21 protein-coding genes are annotated in these 23,667 nt (G+C 65.1%); 10 read left to right on the top strand and 11 right to left on the bottom strand.

All coding sequences use genetic code 11. The features are described 5' to 3' along the window. Positions 1–67: 67 nt before the first annotated feature. The 4 genes from RTI28_RS26030 to RTI28_RS26015 form a co-directional block, all read right to left on the bottom strand. Positions 68–964 carry a PAAR domain-containing protein gene (locus RTI28_RS26030; RefSeq protein ID WP_316923151.1) on the bottom strand — a complete coding sequence of 299 codons (897 nt, stop codon included), beginning with the start codon at positions 962–964 and terminating at the stop codon, positions 68–70. Between the two features lie 284 nt (positions 965–1,248). After that, the gene (locus tag RTI28_RS26025; RefSeq protein ID WP_316923150.1) at positions 1,249–2,679 is read right to left on the bottom strand and encodes an HlyD family type I secretion periplasmic adaptor subunit; all 1,431 of its coding nucleotides are present in this window, start codon (positions 2,677–2,679) and stop codon (positions 1,249–1,251) included. Next, positions 2,680–4,824: a type I secretion system permease/ATPase gene (locus RTI28_RS26020; RefSeq protein ID WP_316923149.1), complete on the bottom strand. Its 2,145-nt coding sequence runs from the start codon at positions 4,822–4,824 to the stop codon at positions 2,680–2,682. Between the two features lie 34 nt (positions 4,825–4,858). Beyond that, positions 4,859–6,283: a TolC family outer membrane protein gene (locus tag RTI28_RS26015; RefSeq protein ID WP_316923148.1), complete on the bottom strand. Its 1,425-nt coding sequence runs from the start codon at positions 6,281–6,283 to the stop codon at positions 4,859–4,861. A 542-nt stretch (positions 6,284–6,825) separates the two neighbouring features. Here RTI28_RS26015 and RTI28_RS26010 point away from each other — a divergent pair. The 4 genes from RTI28_RS26010 (at position 6,826) to RTI28_RS25995 (ending at position 8,976) form a co-directional block, all read left to right on the top strand. Continuing rightward, the gene (locus RTI28_RS26010; protein WP_316923147.1) at positions 6,826–7,425 is read left to right on the top strand and encodes a hypothetical protein; all 600 of its coding nucleotides are present in this window, start codon (positions 6,826–6,828) and stop codon (positions 7,423–7,425) included. 80 nt (positions 7,426–7,505) lie between these two features. After that, complete coding sequence (locus tag RTI28_RS26005; RefSeq protein ID WP_316923146.1) at positions 7,506–7,676, top strand: hypothetical protein; 171 nt, start codon at positions 7,506–7,508, stop codon at positions 7,674–7,676. Between the two features lie 31 nt (positions 7,677–7,707). Then, positions 7,708–8,316, top strand: coding sequence for a nucleotidyltransferase family protein (locus RTI28_RS26000; RefSeq protein ID WP_316923145.1), 609 nt, complete (start codon positions 7,708–7,710; stop codon positions 8,314–8,316). A gap of 360 nt (positions 8,317–8,676) precedes the next feature. Next, a complete protein-coding gene (locus tag RTI28_RS25995; RefSeq protein ID WP_316923144.1) occupies positions 8,677–8,976 on the top strand; it encodes a DUF3077 domain-containing protein in 300 nt (99 codons plus the stop codon). 236 nt (positions 8,977–9,212) lie between these two features. Here RTI28_RS25995 and RTI28_RS25990 read toward each other — a convergent pair whose 3' ends face one another. Both RTI28_RS25990 and gcvA read right to left on the bottom strand, forming a co-directional pair. Beyond that, the gene (locus tag RTI28_RS25990; RefSeq protein ID WP_316923143.1) at positions 9,213–9,821 is read right to left on the bottom strand and encodes a hypothetical protein; all 609 of its coding nucleotides are present in this window, start codon (positions 9,819–9,821) and stop codon (positions 9,213–9,215) included. Positions 9,822–9,931: 110 nt separating this feature from the next. After that, on the bottom strand, positions 9,932–10,846 hold the full coding sequence (gene gcvA, locus RTI28_RS25985) for a transcriptional regulator GcvA (protein ID WP_316923142.1): 915 nt from the start codon (positions 10,844–10,846) through the stop codon (positions 9,932–9,934). Between the two features lie 455 nt (positions 10,847–11,301). Between gcvA and RTI28_RS25980 the strand changes: the two genes are divergently transcribed. The 4 genes from RTI28_RS25980 (at position 11,302) to RTI28_RS25965 (ending at position 16,603) form a co-directional block, all read left to right on the top strand. Then, complete coding sequence (locus RTI28_RS25980) at positions 11,302–13,344, top strand: TonB-dependent receptor (protein WP_316923141.1); 2,043 nt, start codon at positions 11,302–11,304, stop codon at positions 13,342–13,344. Then, complete coding sequence (locus RTI28_RS25975) at positions 13,331–14,617, top strand: ABC transporter substrate-binding protein (RefSeq protein ID WP_316923140.1); 1,287 nt, start codon at positions 13,331–13,333, stop codon at positions 14,615–14,617. Before RTI28_RS25980 ends, RTI28_RS25975 begins: the two co-directional genes overlap by 14 nt. Then, the gene (locus RTI28_RS25970; protein WP_316923139.1) at positions 14,614–15,894 is read left to right on the top strand and encodes a di-heme oxidoredictase family protein; all 1,281 of its coding nucleotides are present in this window, start codon (positions 14,614–14,616) and stop codon (positions 15,892–15,894) included. The genes RTI28_RS25975 and RTI28_RS25970 overlap by 4 nt, the downstream gene beginning before the upstream one ends. A 166-nt stretch (positions 15,895–16,060) precedes the next feature. Then, positions 16,061–16,603: a hypothetical protein gene (locus RTI28_RS25965; RefSeq protein WP_316923138.1), complete on the top strand. Its 543-nt coding sequence runs from the start codon at positions 16,061–16,063 to the stop codon at positions 16,601–16,603. Between the two features lie 37 nt (positions 16,604–16,640). Here the strand turns inward: RTI28_RS25965 and RTI28_RS25960 are convergent, their stop codons facing one another. Then, positions 16,641–17,273, bottom strand: coding sequence for a hypothetical protein (locus tag RTI28_RS25960; protein ID WP_316923137.1), 633 nt, complete (start codon positions 17,271–17,273; stop codon positions 16,641–16,643). 109 nt (positions 17,274–17,382) lie between these two features. Continuing rightward, positions 17,383–18,156, bottom strand: coding sequence for a helix-turn-helix transcriptional regulator (locus tag RTI28_RS25955; protein ID WP_316923136.1), 774 nt, complete (start codon positions 18,154–18,156; stop codon positions 17,383–17,385). A gap of 144 nt (positions 18,157–18,300) precedes the next feature. Between RTI28_RS25955 and RTI28_RS25950 the strand changes: the two genes are divergently transcribed. Next, a complete protein-coding gene (locus RTI28_RS25950) occupies positions 18,301–19,521 on the top strand; it encodes an MFS transporter (protein WP_316923135.1) in 1,221 nt (406 codons plus the stop codon). A gap of 123 nt (positions 19,522–19,644) precedes the next feature. Here the strand turns inward: RTI28_RS25950 and RTI28_RS25945 are convergent, their stop codons facing one another. From RTI28_RS25945 to RTI28_RS25935, 3 genes are all read right to left on the bottom strand, one after another. Then, complete coding sequence (locus tag RTI28_RS25945) at positions 19,645–21,324, bottom strand: MFS transporter (protein ID WP_316923134.1); 1,680 nt, start codon at positions 21,322–21,324, stop codon at positions 19,645–19,647. Between the two features lie 227 nt (positions 21,325–21,551). Then, on the bottom strand, positions 21,552–21,860 hold the full coding sequence (locus RTI28_RS25940) for an AzlD family protein (protein ID WP_316923133.1): 309 nt from the start codon (positions 21,858–21,860) through the stop codon (positions 21,552–21,554). Continuing rightward, positions 21,850–22,569 carry an AzlC family ABC transporter permease gene (locus tag RTI28_RS25935; RefSeq protein ID WP_316923132.1) on the bottom strand — a complete coding sequence of 240 codons (720 nt, stop codon included), beginning with the start codon at positions 22,567–22,569 and terminating at the stop codon, positions 21,850–21,852. The genes RTI28_RS25940 and RTI28_RS25935 overlap by 11 nt, the downstream gene beginning before the upstream one ends. 147 nt (positions 22,570–22,716) lie before the next feature. Here RTI28_RS25935 and RTI28_RS25930 point away from each other — a divergent pair, with 147 nt between their 5' ends. Beyond that, on the top strand, positions 22,717–23,586 hold the full coding sequence (locus RTI28_RS25930; RefSeq protein ID WP_316923131.1) for a LysR family transcriptional regulator: 870 nt from the start codon (positions 22,717–22,719) through the stop codon (positions 23,584–23,586). Positions 23,587–23,667 lie beyond the last annotated feature (81 nt).

Raw genomic sequence — 23,667 nt, 5'->3', positions numbered from 1 at the left:
TGACTGCTCCGGGCGAGGTGCGCCCGTAACGGCAGATGACCAAGGCTTTGCCTTGGTTATCCAATAATCAGCGGCTGAAAATCGGGCTTTTCGGCATCCCTAAGCCGCCAATTTCCGGCTGATGAGTAACTTGTTCGGAGTTTCCGTAGAGGTCCTGGATCTCTTCCAGATTGGTTTTCACATTGTTCAGATTGCGCGAGAACATGGCCTCGCCCACGCCGACCGCAGCAGCGGAATGGGCAAGGAAAGTAGAGATTTCGTCATGGTGGCGAGCCATGAAATCAGCTTCATCCTCGTTGAGAGGCTTCAACGCCTCGTTGACGATGGCGGCCGCCTCCATCAGCAGTGCTTCTTCGCGGGTGCAGGTCTGATTACGCGGATCGCTGAGGATGATCATCGACCCGCCCTTGATGCTCCCCTGACCGGGATTCAGCGCACGGAACATCGCCAGGGTTTCCAGCGAGGGCTTGTCGAACAGGGCCGCTTCGAGGGCGCTGCGGGACATGCTGTTGGGGACGATATAGAAGCCTGGTTCGGCGATTTCGGTATCGGTGCGTGGTGTGGAGTCGGCCATGGCAGCGCTGGCTGCCGAGGTCTGGCTGGCCGAACCCGAGGTGTAGCCTTGCCTCGCTGCGGACGGTGCTGCGCTGCTCGCTGTCCGGCCTGCTCCCGAGGCGCCAAGGCCTTTGCTGGACTGGTAGGAGAAGTTGCAGCTCGGCAACAGCCCGGCCCGGCACGGACAGGAACTGACGCTGTCCAGGTTGCCGGCGACCAGGCGCCCGTCATCGGTGAATGTCTCGACACCCCCCACGATCTGGTAGACCTGCCCGGTGACCCCGCAGGACACCGGGTCACCTTCACGGGCCCTGGGCATGCCCTCGATGATGAACCTGCGGTGACCGTCCAGTACCTGCCCACCACAAGTGGTCTTGTCGCCCATGCGAATCATGTAGCCGAGAGCCATGCGTCTGCTTCCTTGTCTTTTTATTGAAAGAGTCCCGCCGGGAAATGAGTCCCAGGGCGAAGGGGCAGATCGTTGCTGGAAATAGGCTTGGGTATCAGCAGGTAGAATCTTGAGAATTTGTAGGATTTATCTGGCAGGACACTAGGAATTGACCGACCTCAGATGATCGTTAGCGGCCTCCACGCCGGCACATGGAACGGTACATAACCCATCGGTTCAAGCAGGGACCTTTCGATGTGCGGGTTCACCCGCGCCCCTTGGGGGCCAGGCCGGGGCAAATGCCCTCAGCGCTCCCTCAGACTCTCGTCCACATACTGCTGCAACGGACTGAGGAAGTAGTCGATGACCTTGCGCCGGTCGGTCTTGATCTCGACCGTGACCGACATGCCCGGCGACAACGCCACCTGCTGGTCGCGCACGCGAATGTAGTCCTTGAGCAGACGCACGCGGCTGCTGTAGATCAAGCCGCGCTTCTCGTCCTCGATGGCGTCGTTGGAGACGCTGAGCACCTCGCCCTCGACCGTGCCGTACTTGGTGAAGGTGAAGGTCTCGACCTTCACGGTCGCCTGCTGGCCTTCACGGACGAAACCGACGTCCTTGTTCTCCAGCATCGCCTCGACTTCCACCGGCTGGTCGCTGGGCACCACCACCATCAGCGCCTGCGCCGCCGTGACCACGCCTCCGACGGTATGGATCGCCAGTTGCTGCACGGTGCCATCCACCGGCGCGACCAGGCGCATCAGGTGGTCGCGCTGCTCGGCCTTCTTCAGCTCCTGGGTCAGCGAGGCGGCTTGCTGCTGCGCCTGCTGCTGCAGGTCGAGCATGCTGCGCCGGGTCTGTGCCAGGGTGCCCTCGCGGCGCCGCTCGGCCTCCTTGCGGCTGGCGGAAAGCTCGACCACCCGCGCCTGTTGCACGGCCAGGTCGCGCTCCTGGTCGAGCAAGGCCTGCTGTTTTTCCAGGTAGGCATGGCGCGGCACATACTGCTGTTCGAGCAGGACACGGTAATCCTCGGCCAGGCGGCGAGTGATCGGCAGGGTCTTCTGCAGGGAGGCGACCATCGCCCGGGCCGACTGGATTTCCGCCGAGCGCTGGTCGATCTCGGCACTCACCTGGTCCAGTGCGCTGCGCATTTCCAGGTACTGGCCCTGCAGCCAGCGCTGAGCGGCCTGCACCTGCTCGGGGCCGGCGTCGGGCAGGTAGGCGGCCAGGGGGCCGGGCTCGCGGTTGCCCTGGATCGCTTCGAGCAGGGCGCTGGCCCGCGCGCGATCGACCTGCGCGGCGAGCAATTCGCTGCGCAGGCGCCTGACGTCGGCGCCGGAGACACTGGCATCGAGTTCCACCAGCACATCGCCGGCCTTGACCTCCTGGCCGTCATAGACGCGGATCGCCTTGACCACCGCCACCTCGCTCGGCTGGATGGTCTTGCTCTTGCCGCTGGCGACCACCTTGCCGCGCGCCGTCGCCACCACCTCGATCTCGCCCAGGCAGGCCCAGGCCAGCGCCAGCACGGCGAACAGCATGATCAGCCACTGGATATAGCGCGGCGCCGGATGCACCGGCTGTTCCTGCAGGGCCAGCGCCGCGGGCAGGAACTGCACCTCATGGGCCAGGCGCGGCGCCGCATCCAGTTCCTTGCGCCGACGCCAGGCCTGGCTCCAGGCATATCGGTAGCGCTGCCAGAGTTCACGTTTGGCGGAGGGTTCAGCCATGCTCATTCATCCTTGCTGCATACGGTGCAGACGCGAGTAGTACCCCGCCTGGAGGGCCAGCAGCTGCGCGTGGCTGCCCTGCTCGACGATCTGTCCGCGGTCCATGACCACGATACGGTTGGCATCGCGTACCGCCGAGAGCCTGTGGGCGATGATGATCACCGTGCGGCCCTTGCAGATGCTCTGCATGTTCTGCTGGACGATCCGCTCCGACTCGTAGTCCAGGGCGCTGGTGGCTTCGTCGAAGATCAGGATGCGCGGGTTGCCGATCAGCGCCCGGGCGATCGCGACGCGCTGCCGCTGGCCACCGGAGAGCGAGGCGCCGTGCTCGCCGACGATGGTGTCGTAGCCCTCCGGCAGCTCCAGGATGAAGTCATGGGCGCCGGCCATCCTCGCCGCGTGCATCACCGCCTCCAGCGGCGTGCCCGGATCGCTCAGGGCGATGTTCTCGCGGATGCTGCGGTTGAACAGCATGTTGTCCTGCAGTACCACGCCGATCTGCCGGCGCAACGACGAGACATCGGCCAGCGCCAGGTCCATGCCGTCCACCAGCACCCGCCCCCGCTCCGGCACGTACAGGCGCTGCAGCAGGCGGGTCAGGGTGCTCTTGCCCGACCCCGAGCGACCGACCACGCCGATCACTTCGCCCGGCTCGATGACCAGGCTGACGCTGCGCAGCACCTCGGAGCCGTCGGGCCGATAGCGAAAATGCACCTGGTCGAACTCGACACGGCCCTTGAGCGCCGGCAAGGCACTGCGGGTCGCCTGGGACAGTTCGGTCTGGGTGTTGAGAATGTCGCCCAGGCGCTGCACCGACACCCCCGTCTGCTGGAAGTTGGTCCACAACTGGGCCAGGCGCATGATCGGCTGCGCCACCCGTCCCGCGAGCATGTTGAAGGCGATCAGCTGGCCGACCGAAAGCTGCCCTTCGATCACCAGGCGGGCGCCCAGCCACAGCGTGGCCACCGTCACCAGCTTGCCGATCAGCGATACGCTTTCGTTGGCGAGGGTGGACAGGGTCTGGGTCTTGAAGCCGGCGCTGACATAGGCCGCCAGCTGGTTGTCCCATTTGCGCGTGATCTGCGGCTCGACCGCCATCGACTTGAGGGTGTCGATGCCGTTGACCGTCTCCACCAGGAACGCCTGGTTTTCCGCGCCACGGGCGAAACTTTCGTCGAGGCGGGCACGCAACAGCGGGGTGATGAACAGCGAAACCAGGAAATACAGGGGCAGCGACAGCACCACCACCAGGGTCAGCCAGCCGCTGTAGAAGAACATCACGGCGATGAACACCACCGAGAACAGCACATCCAGCAACAGGGTGATGGCATTGCCGGTGAGGAAGCTGCGGATGTTCTCCAGCTCGCGTACCCGCGCCACCGAGTCGCCGACCCGGCGCGCCTGGAAGTACGAGAGCGGCAGGGTCACCAGGTGGCGAAACAGCCGCGAGCCCAGCTCGACGTCGATGCGGCTGGCGGTGTGGGCGAAGACATAGCTGCGCAGGCCGCTCAGGGTGGTCTCGAACAGCATGATGCCGAGCAGCCCGATCGCGATCACATCCAGGGTGGTCAGGCCGTGGTGCACCAGCACCTTGTCCATCACCACCTGGAAGAACAGCGGCGTCAGCAGGGCGAAGATCTGCAGCACCAACGAGACCAGCAGGACTTCGCCGAGCAGCTTGCGGTACTTGACGATGGCCGGGATGAACCAGGTGAAGTCGAAGCGCGACAGTTCGGCGGCCAGCGAGGCCTGGGAGCGCAGCAGGATCATCTCGCCGCTCCAGCGTGCCTGCAGTTGCTCGCTGTCGATCAGTTGCGGGCGCTGGGCCAGGGGGTCGTGGATCAGCACCTTGTCCTGGTCGACCCGGGCAATGATGAAGAAACCGCCGTCGTTGCCACAGGCGATGGCCGGCAATGGCGTGCGGGCCATGCGCTCGTGGGTGGTGCGGATCGCCCTGGCCTTGAGATCGAGCTGGCGCGCGGCGAGGAGGATCTCGCTGCGGCCGAAGCGCTCGCCCTGGGCCAGGTGCTCATGGGCCAGTTGCTCGGGAGACACCGCGACATTGTGAAAGCGCGCCAGCATGGCCAGGCACGCCAGTCCGGTGTCCACTGCGCCACGGGCCTGGCTCGGGTCGGCCTCTGATTGCTGCATAAGTGCTTCCGTGCTGAGGATTCATCGGGTACGGCTAACGCCGGGACATTCGCGGATCGGAGGCGGACATCAGCTCCGGTGGCAGAAAGTCACGCTGCGGCTCGTAGTCGGGTTTCAGGTAGTCGGCGAGGGCCTGCAGGTCGTCGGCGGCGAGGCTGCCGGCCGCCTGTTTCAAGCGCAGGTTGTCGAGGATGAAGTCGTAGCGCGCGTTGTTGTAGTCGCGCACCGCCTTGAACAGCTGGCGCTGGGCATTGAGCACATCGACGGTGTTGCGCGTGCCGATATCGGCGCCGACCCGGGAGGCCTTCAGCGACTCCTGGCTCGACAGCACGGTCTGCCGACGCGCATGGATCTGCTCGATATCCGAGTTCACCGCGCGGAAGAAATTGCGTGTGTCGAGCACCACTTCCTGGCGCTGGCCCTCGCGCAGTTCCTCGCTCTGTACCAGGCGCTGGTAGGCCTCGCGGGCCTGGGAGCTGGTGCGTCCGCCGCTGAACAGGGGAATGTTCATTTCCAGCGCGACACTGCTCTGCTCGACGTTGCCACCATAGCCGTCGAGCCCGAAATCGCTGGGGTTGGTGTAGCCGAAGCTGTCGTTGTCGCCACGCCGCCAGGAGACCACCGCATCCACCGTCGGCGCATGCCCGGCGCGCCGCTGACTGAGGTTTTCCTGCGCGGCCTGCACCGCCAGGTTGCTGGCCAGCAACGTCAGGTTCTGCCGCAGCGCCACCTCGACCCAGGCCTGGGTGTCGTCCGGTATCGGGGCCTGCACGGGCATCTGGTGACGCATGCCCTGGATGCTGGCGTAGGGTTTGCTGGTCAGGCGGATCAGTTGCTCGAACGCATCGTCGACCTTGCGCTGCGCCAGTTTGCGGTTGGCCAGGGCATTGTCGTAGGCCGACTGGGCATCCAGCACATCGGTGATGCTCGACATCCCGCCCTTGAGCCGGGCCCGGGCCTGGTCATGCTGCTGGCGGAACGCCGCCTCCTCGGCGAACGAAGCGGCCAGCTCGTCGCCGGCGCGCAGGGTTTCGTAGTAGACCTCGGCGCTCTTCAGGATCAGTGCCTGCTCTTTCGCCGACAGCTCCAGCGCGGCTTGCGCGGTATCGGCCTTGGCGGCCTGCAGTTCGAACCAGAAGGCGGCATTGAACACCGGCTGCTTGAGGTTGGCCTGCAGGCTGCTGCCACTGCGGGCGCGGCTCAGCGCGGGTTGGTCACGGGTCAGGCGGGTGGCTTCGAGGCTCGAGCCGACACTCAGCGCCGGCAGCAGATTGGCCCGCGCCTGCGGCAGGGCTTCCTGGCGCGCGGCGAAGTCGGCACGGGCGGCGGCGATCTCGGCATTGTGCTGCACCGCCTGGCGGTAGACGGCCATCAGCTCGGCGCGATCCGCACCCTGCGCCGCGCACGCCCACGCGGAAAACAAGCAGACAAGAACGGCAGCCCGTTGCACGGAAAACATGAACACATCCTTATGCACACGCCCAGGCATCCTGCTGATCAGAGAGATGGCTATCGCTCAGTGGGAATGTAGGTTTCCGGTTAATGGCATATAGCCATTTGAATGGTCGAACTCTAAGCGATCATTGTGTGCAAAGCAATTTGCCGGGGAGGGTGTCCATGTTTGGCGGGAAAGCGCATCAGGGCTGCCAGATGCCTGTCTTGAGGCTTGCAGCGCTCTTGAGATCGAGCGCCGTCCGCACGGCGCTCGATCTTGAGGGCGCTAGAAGGGTGTCGTCATGCACAGCGATGCGCCGCGCGGGCGGCGCTCGATCTCAAGAGCGCTGCAAGCCTCAAGACAGGCACCTGACGGCCTTGATGCGCTTCCCCGACAGGCCGTCAAAGCTGTGCAGATCCCCTGCCGACACTGGCAGCGATGCAACCCGATCGATCCGCCAGCCCCTAATCGATCCCATCGATACCCACCATCGCTGCCATCAAGTTCCCCCGTCCGGGCGCGGCGCAGAAAATAGCGACATCCGCTTCCACGCCAAGGACCCCATCATGAAAACCGGCATGATCGCCGCCCTCCTCGCCCTGCTGGCCGCCCTCGGTGGCTGCGCCGTCCCGGCCAGCCAACCCGAGGGCCACTTCTACTCGGCCACCGAACTTTCCAGCGTGGCCCTGAGCCACGGCCAGCATGTGGCGGTCCTGCTCGGACGCAATGCCGCGGCGACCCTCGACTACCTGCAACGCCACCGCGACCAGGCCAGCGCGGACACCCCGCGGGCCACGCCGGTAGCGACCCTCGGCGGCACCCAGGCCTACACCTGGCTGGCCCACTCGCTGGCGCAGCAGTTTGCCGAGGTGACCTTCTACGACGACCTCGACACCCTGCTCGCCGACCGTCCCGACGTGATCGTGCTGCTCGATGCCCAGAGCCAGCTGGCCAGTGCCGACAGCGAAGCGCTGCAGGCCCGCGTGGTCGCACGTTTCTTCGATCGCCAGCTGACCTATATCGGCCGCGCCGAAGGCAGCGCGCACAAGGACATCGGCAGCGCCGACCTGATGCGCCAGCTGGATGAAGAGCAGGCCGTACAGGCCGATGCCCTGCGCCAGTTCGACCGTTCGTTGCAGAGCCTGCTGAAGCAGCCGGTGTCCTAGGCAATACCCAAGGGACTATGCGACGTGACGCCACTCGGGCAATATCCTGTTACAGGAATACGTCACTGCCGGGAGGCCCCATGTTCACCTTCTCTCGTCTCGCCCTGCTGCTCCTGGTCACGGGCATGCTGCTGGGCGAAATCGTCCTGGCCAGCGTGGGCCTGGCGGGCGTCTGCACCGCGGCGGTCCTCGCCGACCTGCGCCAGGATCCCCCGGCGCCGGAGCCGACCACGGCGGATTTCCTCGCCTGACTCGGCCAAGCCAGGCCCGGGAGTCCACGCCATGCATTCAAAAGACATGACCCCGCAGTGCGTGGCCCTGGTCCTCGCGGCCGGGCGCGGGCGCCGGTTCGGCAGTGACAAGCGGGTCGCGCTGTTGCCGTCCGGCGCGCGGATGCTGGCGGCGACGCTGGCACGGGCCCTGGAAGCCTTCCCGAACGTCTGGGTAGTGCTGCGCCCGGACGATGATCCGCAGGCGCTAGGGCTGGACCCGCGGGTAACGGTGGTGCGCGCCAAGCTCGCGGATGAAGGCATGGGCGCGAGCCTCGCGGCGGGTGTGCGGGCGCTGGAAGGCACGGCGTTCGAGGCAGTCGCGGTGCTGTTGGGGGACATGCCGTGGATTGAGCTGGGGACGTTGGAGAGGTTGCGGGATCTGGCGGAGGTCGGACGGATCGTGGTGCCGACGTTCCAGGGCCAGCGGGGGCATCCTGTGTTGTTTGGCCGGCGGTTCTGGCCCGGGTTGAGGGACCTGCGGGGGGATCAGGGCGGGAAACGGGTCATGCAGGAGAACGCGGCGGATTGTCTGGTGGTGGCGGTGGATGATGAGGGGGTGGTGCGGGATGTGGATGTTTCGCCGGCAGTGCCGCCGATCCAGAACGCGCCCCTCCAGTGACACGGTAGGGTGTTGCATATAGCGACAATGCTTCATCAACATCCGACTTCTTTGTAGGCAATTTCCCAAGCATAATCCCGCGCCGTATCAGCCGTTGCGTTCTTGGAAATCAGTGCCTAGTCTTCGCCGGTCGCTGCACATCAGCGACCAGGTTTGGTCACCTGAGCCCAATACGCACGAGCGTTTCAATTCGGTCTTGCTGCCATTTCAGTGGCTGGCATGTCGAGTTATGGCGGCTGTGCGCAGGGCGCCCTCGGGCGCGCCGGTATCCTTGGGCGCCGGTTGACCAACCTGTGTACAGTCGCCACCCATCGTTTGGTCACTTTGCGTGGTGGCTCCTTACAGCCCAGGGAGTCAACGATGATTAAACCTGTTCCAGATCCACCGCTACCCACCACCGCCCACACCCACTTCGCCACCTGCAACGGCAGCCATCCCCCGCTGTTCGCCGTATGCGACGGCGCGTCCATGGAAGATGCCCTGGTGCATCTGTCGACCTCCCTGACGTCGGCGTATGAAACCAACTTTCAGGTCTGCGAATCGGCGGATCCGCCCACCCGCGGTCTGGCCTGGGCGACCCAGCATTCGCTGGAAATCGCTCTGGCGCTGGTGGACTCGCTGTTGAAGGGGTGTCTGAAGAAGGCCGAGGTTGCCGAGTAGGCAATGGATCGCTTCATGGGGCCTTTGTCGGTCTGGCGCTGAACCTGTAGGAGCTGGCTTGCCTGCGATCGGCTGCAAAGCAGTCGTAAAACCAGTATCCACAGGGTGCCAGGCCCACTGCGGATTCAGGGTTTCCGACGGCTGCGCCGCCGATCGCAGGCAAGCCAGCTCCTACGGGGATCGGTGTACGCCGATTGGACGTACGCCGATTGGCAAACATACAGTTGGTCCAGAACCTAAAGCTTCACATACCCCGCCGCCCGATTATCCGCCTCATGCTCCTCGCCCTTCTTAACGCTGCAGCACAGGCAGAACACCAGCAAATCGGCGTAACTGCCCTTCATCGCCAGGCTCAGATAACGAAAGACATCGGCCAGCTTCGCGGCACCCTGCAGACACACCACGCCCACATCATCCTCCGCGCCGCCTTCGGTGTAGAAGGTGTTGAGCATCTCTTCGCAGAAGTCGACCGTCAGGTCATCCACCGTCAGGTCGATATTGGGGATTTCATTCACGCTCTTGCTCAGCAACGGCGTGGTCAGCGAGTCGGCCATCGCACCGTGACGGGGTTTGCGCTTGATTTCGTAATGGGTACTCTGGGTCAACCCGATGGGAATGCCCTGGCGGTAATGGGTATAGATCGACTTCAAGGGAAAGCCGGTATCCCATTCATACCAACCGTAGTTGTCGATACCCCAGGGAAAGTTGACTTCCATGTTGACCACGAACTTGCCGGCGACCTTGGTGCCATGCCCGATGATGAAGAACGTCGAGATATCGGCGAGGTCGAGAGTGTCCTTGATCAACACCACCACTTTGCCGCCAATGGAAATCCGTTTGGCCATTGCATCGCTCCTTGTGATTGACACGCCGCACGCGCTGTCGCGCCTAGCACGCTAGTCCAAATAGCAAAACGCCACAATGCGCGCGCAAAGTTTCCCTCTGCTCACCCCGGCTACTGTCCCGCTTCGTCCAGCAGCCAGTCGCGAAACGCGCGCACTTTCGCCAACTCCCCGCACTCCGGCCGATAGACCACGTAGTAGGCCTGGGTCAGCGGACAATCCAGGTCCTTGTCGGCGAACGGGCGGATCAGCCGTCCGGCGTCCAGGTCGTCCTTGACCATCACGCTGCGCGCCAGGGCCAGCCCCTGCCCGTCCATGGCCATCTGCAGGACCGCCGCCGAGTTGTTGATGCGCAGGCCATGGTCGGCCTTGATCGCGGTGAAGCCGGATGCATCCAGCCACATCCGCCAGGTCGGGTAATCGGGGTCGCTGGCCATCGACAGGTCGTGGATCAAGGTGCACCGGGCCAGCGCCGCCGCGGTCAGCCGGCCCTGCTTCAGCAACGGATAATCCGGCGCGCACACCGGAAACATCGTCTCGTCCAGCAGATGCACGGCCGTCAGCCCTGACCATTTGCCGGCGCCGTAGCGCACCCCGACATCGATCCGCTCGGCCTGGAAATCCACCGAGCGTGCGTTGGTGTCCAGCAACACATCCAGGCGCGGATGGGCCTGCTGGAAACGCTCGATGCGCGGCAGCAGCCATTTCGAAGCGAACGCCGGACTGACGCTGACCGTCAGCCCGGCCTGCACGCCGGCGTCCTTCAGGCGCGCCAGGCCGACGCTGAGGCGATCGAAGCCGGCCTGGATATCCGGCAGGGCGGCGCGGGCGACATCGGTCAGCATCAGCCGCGCCGTGCCACTGCCGACGCGCAGGAACAAGGGCATGCCGAGCCAGGCTTCCAGGCTGCGCACCTGCTGCCCGACCGCTGCCGGAGTGACGTTCAGTTCCGCCGCCGCGGCGGAGAAACTCTGGTGCCGGGCGGCCGCCTCGAAGGCGCGCAGGGCGTTGAGATAGGCGAGTGACATCGAAGGGTGTGTTTCCCGGGAGCAAAGCCACAGGGTATGCCGCAAACGCCCTCGCTGCACTGCCATCACGACAGCATCGTTATATATTTCAATATACAGCGTTGTCAGCGAGCGCCTGGCAGCGCTAGTATTCGCCGCGGTCCGGCCTTGTGCCGGGCCCCATCCGCAGGAATTCCAACGGTTCGATGTCTTCGGGGAGGAAGGCCCGGGCTGTTTTGCGGATATCGCTGTATACAAAAACATATAACGATAGGCGTCGGTGTGTTGTAGGCGGTGTTCAGGACGACAAATGTCGTCTGGTTTTGGGGCGCTCCGCGTCCCTTCGCGAGCAAGCTCGCTCCTACAAGGGGAAGCCGCGTCAGGCCCCGGTGGGAGCGAGCTTGCTCGCGAAGGCCTGCGAAGCAGGCCCAGGGCACCCTCTCAGCAATACCGGCGCCAGAAAACACGGAGCAGTCATGCAGCCCTTCACCCCCCGTACCCTGGTGCTGGCCATCGCCGCCATCAGCACCGCGTCCGCCTTCGCCGACGACAGCAAGCCCTTCAGCCTCGGCGAAATCCGGATTTCCGCCCCGCAGGACGACAAACTCGCCACCGGCAGCAGCGTGGTCGAGTTGCAGGACATCCGCCTGCACGACCGGGAAACCGTCGACCGCGCCCTGGCCCTGGCCCCCGGCGTCAACCAGAGCTACATCGGCGGCCGCGCCGAACAGGTGGTCTACGTGCGCGGTTTCGACCGCCTGCAAGTGCCGGTGTATATCGACGGCATCCCCACCTACGTGCCCTACGACGGCAATATCGACCTGGGCCGCTTCACCACCTACGACCTGTCGCGCATCGAAGTGGCCAAGGGCTTCGCCTCGCTGCTGTATGGTCCGAACACCCTGGGCGGGGCGATCAACCTGGTCACCCGGCGCCCCACCCAGGCCTTCGAGGGCGAAGTCGGCGGCGGCCTGGAACTGACCGACCACGGCAACGTCAATGCCTATCGCAGCTACGCCAACGTCGGCAGCAACCAGGGCAACTGGTGGATGCAGGGCGGCGTCTCCTATGTCGACTACGACTACACCCTGCTGCCGGACGCCTTCGAGCCGACCAACAACCAGCAGGGCGAAGGCCGGCGCGAGAACAGCGACAAGCGCGACGGCAAGTTCAGCTTCAAGCTCGGCTTCACCCCCAACGAGACCGACGAATACGTCCTCGGCTACGTCCAGCAGGAAGGCCGCAAGGGCCAGCCGCCCTACGCCGGCGACCTGCCCGCCACTGGCCAGCGCAAGCGCTGGTGGGAATGGCCGCAGTGGGACAAGACCAGTCTGTTCCTCGCCACCAACACCCGTTTCGGCGAACACGGCCTGAAGACCCGGGTCTACCACGACACCTTCAAGAACTCGCTGGAAAGCTTCGTCTACAACAACGGCATCCCCGGCGCGCTGCAGTCAGGGTTCCCAAGCAAGTACGACGACGAATCCAGCGGTTTCTCCGTCGAAGGTGACCTGGCCATCAGCGAGGGCAACCGCCTGGGCGTGGCCTACCACTTCAAGGAAGACGTGCACCGCTCCCGCGACGGCAGCGACCCGCAGACCCATTTCCGCGACCAGACCCAGTCCATCGCCCTGGAAGACACCCTGCGCCTGAACGAGATCTTCAGCCTCGTCGGCGGTGTCTCGTACAACTACCGCAAGAGCCTGGACGCCGAGAACTACGGGACCAACAGCACCTCGCCACGGCGCAAGACCCTGTACGACGAGCCCACCGGCAGCGACGACGCGGTCAACAGCCAGCTCGGCCTGTTCATGAACACCGGGCCGCTGCTGGACATCGAGCACAACGGCCAGGTGCGCCTGACCGTGTCGCGCAAGAGCCGCTTCGCCACCATCAAGGACCGCTACTCGACCCGCTTCGGCACGGTGATCCCCAGCCCCGACCTGAAATCGGAACGCGCCACCCACTACGAGCTGGGCTACAGCGGTGCGCTGACGTCGCAATGGAGCCTGGACGCCGCGCTGTTCGTGGCCAATATCGAGGACTCGATCCAGCAGGTCACGGTGCCGGCGCAACTCGATTGCGCAGCGCCCTGCGGGCAGTACCAGAACATCGCCAAGGCGCGCAACCAGGGCGTCGAGCTGGGCCTGAAGGGTGATCTCGGCGCCTGGGAACTGGGCGCCAGCTACACCTTCCTCGACCGCGAGAACCGCAGCAATCCCGAGCTGCACCCGATCGACACGCCGCGCCACAACCTGTTCGCCTCGGCCACCTGGAACCACGACGCCTGGCGCCTGACCGGCAGCGCCGAAGCGGCCTCGAAGCGCTACAACGTTTCGGACGGCACGCAGATGTCCGGCGGCTACGCGGTATACAACTTCAAGAGCGGCTACCGCTTCAGCAATGACGTGCTGGTCGAAGCCGGGGTGCGCAACCTGTTCGACCGCCTCTACGAGTACAGCGAGGGCTACCCGGAGATCGGCCGCAACTACTTCGTGCAGTTCAATGTTCCGCTGTAGGGCATGGCTGCTCGCCTGGGCGTTGGGCCCGGCGAGCGCCTTCGCGGCGGCGGCGCAACCCGTGGTGGTGCTGACCAGCTACCCCGAGGAAATGATGAGCCGCTTCGAGGAAGCCTTCGACCAGGCCAATCCCGACTACCGCCTGCAGATCCTCTGGCGCCAGGGCTTCGATGCCCTGCCCTTGCTGCGCCAGGCGGACCAGGGTGGCGTCGATGTGTACTGGGCACCGTCGCCGGGCAACTTCGCCCGGCTCGCCAGGGATGGTGGCTGGCAACCCCTGGGGGTCGACCTCGAGGGCTTGCCGGCGAAGATCGGCGCCACCGCGCTGCGCGATGGCGAGGCCCGCTACCAGGCCACGGAACTGGCCGGCTACGGCTTCGCCACCAACCCACGGATGCTCGAAGAACTGGGTATCGAGGCACCCAAGGACTGGACCGACCTGCTCGATACGCGCCTGCGCGGGCGCATCGCCCTGCCCGATCCGGGGCGGGTCGGCTTCGCCCCGGTGCTGCTGGATATCGTCCTCCAGGCCTACGGCTGGGAGCGTGGCTGGGCGTTGTGGAGCGAGATAGCCGGACAGTCGCGGCTGGTCAGCCGCGGCGGCACCCTGGTCAGCGACGAGGTGGCCAGCGGGCGCGCGGCGGTGGGCCTGTCCATCGACTTCTTCGTCGCCTCGGCGGTGAGCAACGGCCAGCCGGTAGGCTTCGTCTATCCGGCCCATGGCGGGTTGAACCCGGCACATATCGCCATTACCCGGGAGGCGAAACAGGTGGCGGGCGCACGGGCGTTCGTGCGCTTCGTGTTGTCCGATGCCGGGCAGAAGCTGCTGGCCGACCCGGATATCCGCAAGTTGCCGGTGCGACCCAGCGTCTACGCCGAACTGCCGGCGGGCTACCACGATCCGTTCGCCGCACCCTACCGCTACCAGGACGCTTCCCGCGAGCGCCTGGCGCTGGTCACCTCGCTGTTCGTGCAATGGCTCGGCCAGCCCCATGAGCGCCTGACCGCGCTGTGGGCCCGGGTGCATGCCGGCGAAGCAATGGGCCGCGACCTGCAGGCGGTGCGCGAGTACCTCAGCGTGCCGCCGCTCAGCGCCGGCCAGGCCGCTTCGGCGGACCTGCTGCAGCTGTTCGGCGCCCGTCAGGACAGCGGCATGGAGCAGCAGCCGGTCAGCGACCAGGACGAACTGGGTCGACGCGAAATCGCCTGGCAGTTCCACGCCGCCACCCGGCATGCCGAAGCGGCGCGCGTGCTGGACGAGATGGGCCTGTGACGCGCCTCTGGCTGCTCCTGCTGCTGGCGCTGCTCTCCAGCGGTGCCCGGGCCGACCGCGAGGCCTTCTCGCGGCCGTTGCCGGGCCTCGACGACGAGGCGCAGCTGGAGCGCTTCTTCAAGGGCCGCGGGCTGTTCCGCCAGGCCTGGGTCATCGCGCCGTCGCGGGACGACGCGGTGGATGGCCTGGGGCCGCTGTACAACCGCCTCACCTGCATCGCCTGCCATCCGAAGAATGGCCGCGGCCAGGCGCCGCTGGACGAGGATGCGCCGATGCGCAGCATGCTGGTGCGCTTGTCGCTAGCGGGGCGGGATGCCCATGGCGGGCCACGGCCGCATCCAGCCTACGGCGACCAGCTCAACGAACTGGGGATTCCCGGGGTGCGGGGTGAGGGTCAGGCACGGATTCGCTGGCAGGAACACGCTGTCGTGCTGGCGGATGGCGAGACGCTGAGCCTGCGCCGGCCGCAATTGCTGTTCAGCGAGCTGGGCTACGGGCCGTTGGGCGACATTCGAACCTCGGCGCGGGTCGGCACGCCGGTGTTCGGCCTGGGCCTGCTGGCAGCGGTCAGTGCCGAGGAATTGCAGCGCATGGCCGCCGAGCCCAAGGCCGATGGGGTACGCGGGCGGGTCAACCAGGTCTGGAGCGTCGAGCGCCAGCGCCTGGAACCCGGGCGCTTCGGGCTCAAGGCCAATCAGCCGGACCTGATGCAACAGATCGCCAGTGCCTTGCAGGGGGATCTGGGAATCACCTCACTGTTGTATCCGCGGCAGAACTGCGCGGCGCAGCAGCGCGATTGCCAGAAGGCGCTGAGTGGCGGGGAACCGGAAGTGACCGCAATGCAACTGATGGAACTGCAGTTCTATCTGTCGCAGCTGGCGCCTCCGCAGCGCAGGGATCGAGAGCGGGTGCAGCGCGGGGAAGCGCTGTTCGCCTCGGCGGGCTGCGTTGTCTGTCATCGTCCGCGCGTGCAGGCTGGAACGCAGGTCATCGAGCCCTATACCGACCTGTTGCTGCATGACATGGGCGACGGCCTGGCGGATGACCGCGAGGACTTTCTCGCGACCGGCAAGGAATGGCGCACGGCACCGTTGTGGGGGATTGGGCTGATCGAGCGGATCAATCCGGGGGCGGGATATCTGCATGACGGCCGGGCCCGGACGTTGAGCGAGGCGGTACTCTGGCATGGCGGGGAAGCCGGGGTGGCACGCGATCGGTTCAGCGCCATGACCCGGGAAGAGCGTGAAGCGCTGTTGCAGTTCCTGCAGTCCCTCTGAAACCGTGAACGTTCTCCAATGCCCTTGAAGTGGCGCGGTCCCTGTCGGAGCGGGCTTGTGGGGCGCCGAGCCGCAGCGATGAGGCCCGCAAGAGCAGCGCAGCGACTTGATAGCCAACAGCCATCACCGGATAATCCACGCTCCGATTCGTACGCAAGGAAGTACCGTGAAGAAATCCCTTCTGCTCGTTCCGCTGATCCTGGTCCTGCAAGGCTGTGGCGTAACCATGACCAGCTATGAACCGAGCTACGCCAACGTCCAGCAACTCAAGGAACATGCCCCGCTGCAGGCGGTCGACCGCGCCCAGGTTCAGGCCGGCAGCGGCCAGGGTTCGCTGACAGTGCGGGCCAACCCCGTGCGCTCGCCCAGCGGCAGCATCCCCCAGCACATCCAGGAAGCGATCAACGACGAACTGGGCCGCGCCGGCCTGCTCGATGCGAAATCGCAGCGTCATCTCGACGTACTGGTGGTGAAGAGCAACCTCACCGCCGGCATGGCCACTGGCGACGGCGAGCTGGGTGCGCGCTTTACCCTGAGCAGGAGCGGTCAGGTGGTATACGACGAGACCAAGTACGTGACCCGTACCTGGAACAGCAGCTTCTTCGGCCCCATCGCCATTCCGGCCGCGGCCAATGCCTACAACCCGATGGTGCAGGACCTGCTGAAGTCGCTGTACAGCGATCCGCTGTTCATCCAGGCGATGAAGTAAGCGTAAAAAAAGAGCCGCATTCGCGGCTCTTTTTTCATCACGCCCGCGGCGTGCGCTGTTCCAGCGTCGAGTACTTCAGCTGCTGGCTTTCCACCATCTGCTTGAGCAAGGCATTGACCTGACGGGTGAAGGTGTCGTTGACCGCCGAGGCCGGGGTCTTGCCCATCATCGGGATGAACCAGATGCCCATCCAGGTGTTGATCTGGTCGTGGTTGCTCGCGCTCTTCAGCGATGCGCCCTGCTCGTCCACGGTTTCCAGGGTCATGGTGTACTGGTCGGTCGCCACCGCCGGAATCACCATCATGCTGAAACCGCTGATGAACGCCAGGACCATCTGACCGCCGTTGGCGCCGTGGTTGTAGACCTTCAGGCGCAGGGTGTAGTCACCCGGTTGCTTCTGGAACTCGTCCAGGGTGATGCGACCGAACAGGCCGGAGTCGTTGAGGGTCTTCTGCAGGTTGGGCCGGAGCATGTCGCGTGCCTGCGGCATTTCCACCGACGAGCCATTGGGCTCGCCCTGGTAGAAGTCGAAATCGACGTAGACGTTCGGCTTGTTCGAATAGCTGGCCATCGAAGGCAGATTGACCGGGGCTACCTGGTCCGAGGTAAAGCTGGCGCAGCCGCCCAGCGTCAGGGCGAGGGACAGGCCCAGGGCTTTTCCAATGTGCATGACAACTTCCTTGAGTGATTCACGACGTCTCCACGATGGGAGTACGAGCACGGATTCTAGAGCGTCACCAATGATGGCAAAAGGACATTTACCCTGAACACCCGAAAAATCAGCGAAAGAACTGACTCGGCGTACGCCCGAAGTGCTTCCTGAACATCGCACTGAACGCACTGGGGCTGTCATACCCCAGCGCCCCCGCCACCTCGATGATCTTCTCACCCAGGGCAATCCGCTCCAGCGCCAGCAGCAGCCGCGCCTGCTGGCGCCACTGGCCGAAGGTCATGCCGGTCTCGCGGTGGAACAGCCGCTGGATGGTCTTTTCATCCAGGCCCAGGCGCGCGCTCCAGTCGGCCAGGGTCGAGTTGTCGCCAGGGTCGTGCTGCAGCGCCGTGCAGATCCTGCACAGACGCGAATCCGTCGGCTGCGGCAGGTTCAGCGGCAGGGTCGGGAGGATCTGCAGTTCGTCGAGGATCAGGCGCAGCACCCGCGCCTCCCGCGAATTCGGTCCATGGGGATGGCGAATGCCCACGGAAACCTTGATCAGTTCGCTGAGCAGGCTGGAAATGCTCACCGCGCACGTCTGCTGGGGCAATTCGCACGGCACGTCAGCCTGGACGAACACGCTGCGCATCTTCACCGCGCCAACGCAGCGGATCGAATGCACCTGCCCCCTGGGCATCCAGATGCCGCGACTCGGCGGCACGGTCCACTGGTTCTGCGCCGAATGCACCACCATCACACCCTCGATGGCGTAGATCAGCTGGTGCTTCTCGTGGCAGTGCGGCTGGATGTACCAGTTCTCCGGGTAATCGGTGGCGCTGCTGCTGAGGGTCCAGTCGGCCAGGTCGATATCGCGAAGGAATTCGTCCAGTGGTCTGATCATCTTGCCCGTTTCTCGACAGTCGTTGTCCCAATCACGCGAGACAGGCGCGCGGAGGGTCCCTAGCATAAGCTCCGCATCCATAACCCTGAACCCCTGTGAGCACATTTCCCCTTGTGTGCCGCGTGACTCTCCGGAAGGTCCAGCATGTCCGCCAGTAGCACCACCGCTTCAACCCTCTCCGCCACACCCAGCAGCAGCCAGAGCAGTCCGCTGGTGATGCAGGTGATCGCCGGCTGCGCCCTCGCCCACCTGGTCAATGACCTGATCCAGGCGGTGCTGCCATCGATCTACCCGATCCTCAAGAGCAGCTATGGCCTGAGCTTCACCCAGATCGGCCTGATCACCCTGACCTTCCAGCTCACCGCCTCGCTGCTGCAGCCCTGGGTCGGCTACCACACCGACCGCCATCCCAAGCCCTGGCTGCTGCCGGTGGGTTCGATCTGCACCCTGATCGGCATCGTCCTGCTGGCCTTCGTCGGCAGCTTCGGTTCGATCCTGCTGGCCTCGGCCCTGGTGGGTATCGGCTCATCGACCTTCCACCCGGAAGCCTCGCGCATCGCCCGCCTGGCCTCCGGTGGCCGTTTCGGCCTGGCCCAGTCGACCTTCCAGGTCGGTGGCAATGCCGGCTCGGCGTTCGGCCCGCTGCTGGCGGCGGCGATCATCATTCCCTACGGCCAGGGGCATACCGCCTGGTTCGGCCTGGTGGCGCTGTTTTCCATGTTCGTCCTGTACAAGCTGAGCCGCTGGTACAGCAACCACCTCAGCCTGTTCAAGCTCAAGCAGGGGAGCAAGGCCACCCACGGCCTGTCGAAGCGCCGGGTGACCTTCGCCCTGGTGATCCTGGCCCTGCTGGTGTTCTCCAAGTACTTCTACATGACCAGCTTCACCAGCTACTTCACCTTCTACCTGATCGAGAAGTTCGACCTGTCGGTGGCCAGTTCGCAGCTGTACCTGTTCCTGTTCCTCGGCGCGGTGGCGGCCGGCACCTTCTTCGGCGGGCCGATCGGCGACCGGATCGGGCGCAAGGCGGTGATCTGGTTCTCGATCCTCGGCGCGGCGCCGTTCACCCTGGCCCTGCCCTACACCGACCTGTTCTGGACCAGCGTGCTCAGCGTGATCATCGGTTTCATCATGGCTTCGGCGTTTTCCGCCATCGTGGTCTATGCCCAGGAGCTGGTGCCGGGCAACGTGGGGATGATCGCGGGGATCTTCTTCGGCCTGATGTTCGGCTTCGGCGGGATTGGCGCGGCCTTGCTCGGGCACCTGGCGGACCTGCGCGGGATCACCGAGGTGTACACCCTGTGCTCGTTCCTGCCGTTGCTGGGGATCATGACGATCCTGCTGCCTTCGACCAAAGGCGTCTGAGACCCGGCGCAAGGCTTGCCGGCCTCATCGCAGGCAAGCCAGCTCCTACAGGTTTCGCGGCGTATGCAGTCCCTGTGGGAGCCGGCGTTGCCGGCGATGAGGCCATCGGCAACACCCTCGACTTCAGCTATGGCCGATATCCCGGTCCTTGGTTTCCGGCATGAAGAAGATACCCAGCACCGCGGTCATCACGGCAATGACGATGGGGTACCAGAGGCCGTAGTAGATATCCCCGGTGGCCGCGACCATGGCGAAGGCCACGGTGGGCAGGAAGCCGCCGAACCAGCCGTTGCCGATGTGGTACGGCAGCGACATCGAGGTGTAGCGGATACGCGCCGGGAACAGCTCCACCAGCCAGGCGGCGATCGGTCCGTAGACCATGGTCACGTAGATCACCAGGATGGTCAGGAGCAACAGCACCATCGGGTAGTTGGTCTTGGCCGGATCGGCCTTTTCCGGATAGCCGGCATTCTTCAGCGCACCGCCCAGGGTAGCGGTGAAGGCATCGTTGGCCGCCTTGAACTCCGCCGCCGGCAAGGCACTGCCGTCGAAGCTCGGCAGCATGCTGTTGCCGATGCGCACCTGGGCCACCGCGCCCGGCTCGCCCACTTCGTTTTCATAGGGAATCGCGCGCTTGGCCAGCAGGCTCTTGGCCACGTCGCAGGAACTGGTGAAGCGCGCCTTGCCCACCGGGTCGAACTGGAACGAACACTGCGCCGGATCGGCGATCACCGTCACCGGGTTCTGCTGCTGGGCGGTGTAGATGTCCGGGTTGCCGAACTCGGTGAGGCCCTTGAAGATCGGGAAGTACGTCAGCGCGGCGAGGATGCAGCCGGCCATGATGATCTTCTTGCGCCCGATGCGATCGGACAGGCTGCCGAAAATGATGAAGAACGGCGTGCCGATCAGCAGCGAACCGGCGATCAGCAGGTTGGCGGTCTGCGGATCGATCTTCAGCGTCTGCAGCAGGAAGAACAGCGCATAGAACTGCCCGGTGTACCAGACCACCGCCTGGCCGGCAGTACCGCCGAGCAGGGACATGATCACCACCTTGAGGTTGTCCCAGCGGGCGAAGGACTCGGTCAGCGGCGCCTTGGACGCCTTGCCTTCTTCCTTCATGCGCTTGAACACCGGCGACTCCTGCAACTGCATGCGGATGTACACCGAGACGATCAGCAGCAGGATCGAGAGCAGGAACGGAATCCGCCAGCCCCAGGCCTCGAAGGCTTCGGTGCCGAGGACGGTGCGGCAGGAGAGGATCACCAGCAGCGAGAGAAACAGGCCGAGGGTGGCGGTGGTCTGGATCCACGAGGTGAAGAACCCGCGCTTGCCGGGTGGCGCGTGCTCCGCCACGTAGGTCGCCGCACCACCGTACTCGCCGCCCAGGGCCAGGCCCTGCAATAGACGCAAGGTGATCAGGATGATCGGCGCCGCCACGCCGATGCTGGCGTAGCTGGGCAGGATGCCGACCACCGCGGTGGACACGCCCATGATGATGATGGTGATGAGGAAGGTGTGCTTGCGCCCGATCATGTCGCCCAGGCGTCCGAAGACGATGGCGCCGAACGGCCGTACCGCGAAACCGGCGGCGAAGGCCAGCAGGGCGAAGATGAACGCGGTGGTTTCATTGACCCCGGCGAAGAAGTGCTTGGCGATGATCGCCGCCAGGGACCCGTACAGGTAGAAGTCGTACCATTCGAAGACCGTGCCCAGGGACGAGGCGAAGATGACCTTGCGCTCGTCGTGGGTGATGTTCTTGCCGGACGTGCTGCCCGGGGATGAAGTGCCGCTGATGACCGCCATGAAGGTTCTCCGTCTTGTTCTTGTAGGCCGGAGCATCCCGCTGAAGTTTCCACACCCACTCTGGCCATTCGAAAGGCTGATGACATCGGATACGGACTGCGCCGGGCCCGGGGAACAGGCGGACGGCCTCGCGTTGCACGCAGCTGTAAGAATAATCGCAGGTTGGCAGATAGCCAGCGGTTGGCACGCGGGGCCGCCGTGCGGTGCAGCAGGCCCCGGGAGATTGCTCAGAAATGCCGGAACAAGGCCGCCGCGACGATCCCCGCGGCAATCGCCGGCAATGGCTTCTTCAGCAGCAACATGACCACCGCGGTGCTCGCCAGCGCCGCCCGCGCGCCGTTGTCGCCACTGACCGCCAGCGGCGTCAGCACCGCCACCAGCACCGAGCCGGACATGGCGCCGATGAACTGCTGCACGCGGTAGTTGATCGGCACGAAGGACATCACGAAGACCCCGCCCCAGCGCGTCGCCAGGGTCACCAGCGCCATGATCAGGACCAGAATGAGCGGGCCGTGGCCGCTGGTTTCAATGTTCATCCTTGCGCTTCTCCATCCACACCGCACCGACAATGCCCCCGGCCAGGGCACCCACCACCACATGACTGTTCTCCGGCAGGAACCGGTACGCGAGCAGCGCCGAACCGGCGGCGACCGCCCAGATCAGCAGCATGCGCAGGTCCTTCTTGCCCCCCACCACCATCGACAGCAGGAAGCAGCCCATGACCATGTCCAGGCCCCAGCTCACCGGGTCGCTGACCAGGTTGCCGAAGTACAGGCCGAGCCAGGTGCCGAGAATCCATGTCGACCACAGCGCCAGGCCACCGCCGAAGAGAATGCCCAGGCCCGGCTTGCCGGCGCTCAGCGCCTGCATCGACATCGCCCAGTTGGCGTCGGAGACCACCAGCATGATCCCGTAGCGCCGCGCCACCGGCAGCTCGCGCAGCCAGGGATAGAGCGTCGCGCCCATCAGCAGGTGACGGGCATTGATGGCGAACACGGCGACGATCAACGGCACCAACGGCACCTGCGCGCCCCACAGATCGAGGGCGGCGAATTGCGACGCGCCCGCGAACACCAGGGTGCTCATCCACATGATCGTCGGCGAATCCAGCCCGACCTGGGCCGCCGCCAGGCCGAAGGCCAGACCGAACACCACGACGAACATCGAGATCGGCAGCAATTGCCGGAACCCGTTCCACACCTCGTTGTAGCCCAGCTCCGTGGAGCCCTTGGCAACCGATGACACAATCCCTCTCCTTCTCTGGCGATCCGCCCGGCGGACCGCGGTTACTCGAACGCTGCATTCGGACGCCGGCCACTATCGCGCAGACACAGCATTGCGAAAAGCGCATATTACGCGACAACCCTATTCGCTTATCGAATACAACGGAGCGTGCCCGTGCAGGACCTGCAAATCGACTGGCTCAAGTGTTTCGTCGCCGTGGTGGACACCGGCTCGCTGTCCAATGCCGCGCCCGAGGTGCATCGCTCGCAATCGGCGGTGAGCATGCAGTTGAAGAAGCTGGAGGCGGCGCTGGGTCGCCAGTTGCTGGTACGCGATGCGCGCCAGCAGCACCTCACCGCCGATGGCCAGGTGCTGCTGGGCTATGCGCGGCGCATTCTCGACCTGCACAGCGATGCGCAGAACGCCTTTCACGGCGACGAACTCACCGGGCGGATCCGCCTCGGCGTGCCGGACGACTACGCTGCGCGCTACCTGACCCCGGTGCTCAAGCGTTTCGCCCTGCGCTATGGCGCGGTGGAGATCGAGCTGGATTGCGAGCAGTCCACCTCGCTGATTCCCCGGATCGAACAGGGTGACCTGGACCTGGCCCTGGTGTCCCGCGATCATCCGCGGCGCGGCACCCTGCTGTTCCGTGAGCCGATGGTCTGGGTCGGCTCGCCGCAGTTCGATGTCTGGCGCCGTGATCCGCTGCCCATCGCCACCTATGAAAGCACCAGCCAGGCGCGGCGCTGTGCAATTCACTCACTGGCCCTGCAGGGGCGGGACTACCGGGTGGTGTACAACAGCTCCAGCCTGGCCGGGCAGATCGCGGCGGTGGAAAGTGGCCTGGCAGTGGCGGTACTGACCCGCTGCAGCGCGCCGGAGCATCTGGAAATCCTCGGTGCCGAGCATGGCCTGGGCCCGCTGGAGCCGATGGAGGTGGCGGTGTATCGCAGCCGGGCATCGCAGGGGTCGAAGCCGGTGGATCAGTTGTATGGGCTGCTGATCAAGACCTTGCGCAGGGTGGCTGTGTCCTGATTACCAGATCGAATGCAATGTTGCGGCCGCTGCGCGCCCGTTTCGCGGGCAAGCCGCGCTCCTACAGAAGCAAATCCGTAG

The sequence above is a fragment of the Pseudomonas sp. zfem002 genome (genome assembly GCF_032621685.1).
Classification (GTDB): Bacteria; Pseudomonadota; Gammaproteobacteria; order Pseudomonadales; family Pseudomonadaceae; genus Aquipseudomonas; species Aquipseudomonas japonica.
The sequence above is the reverse complement of the archived record's forward strand: the minus strand, read 5'-3'. Positions and strand labels throughout refer to the sequence as shown.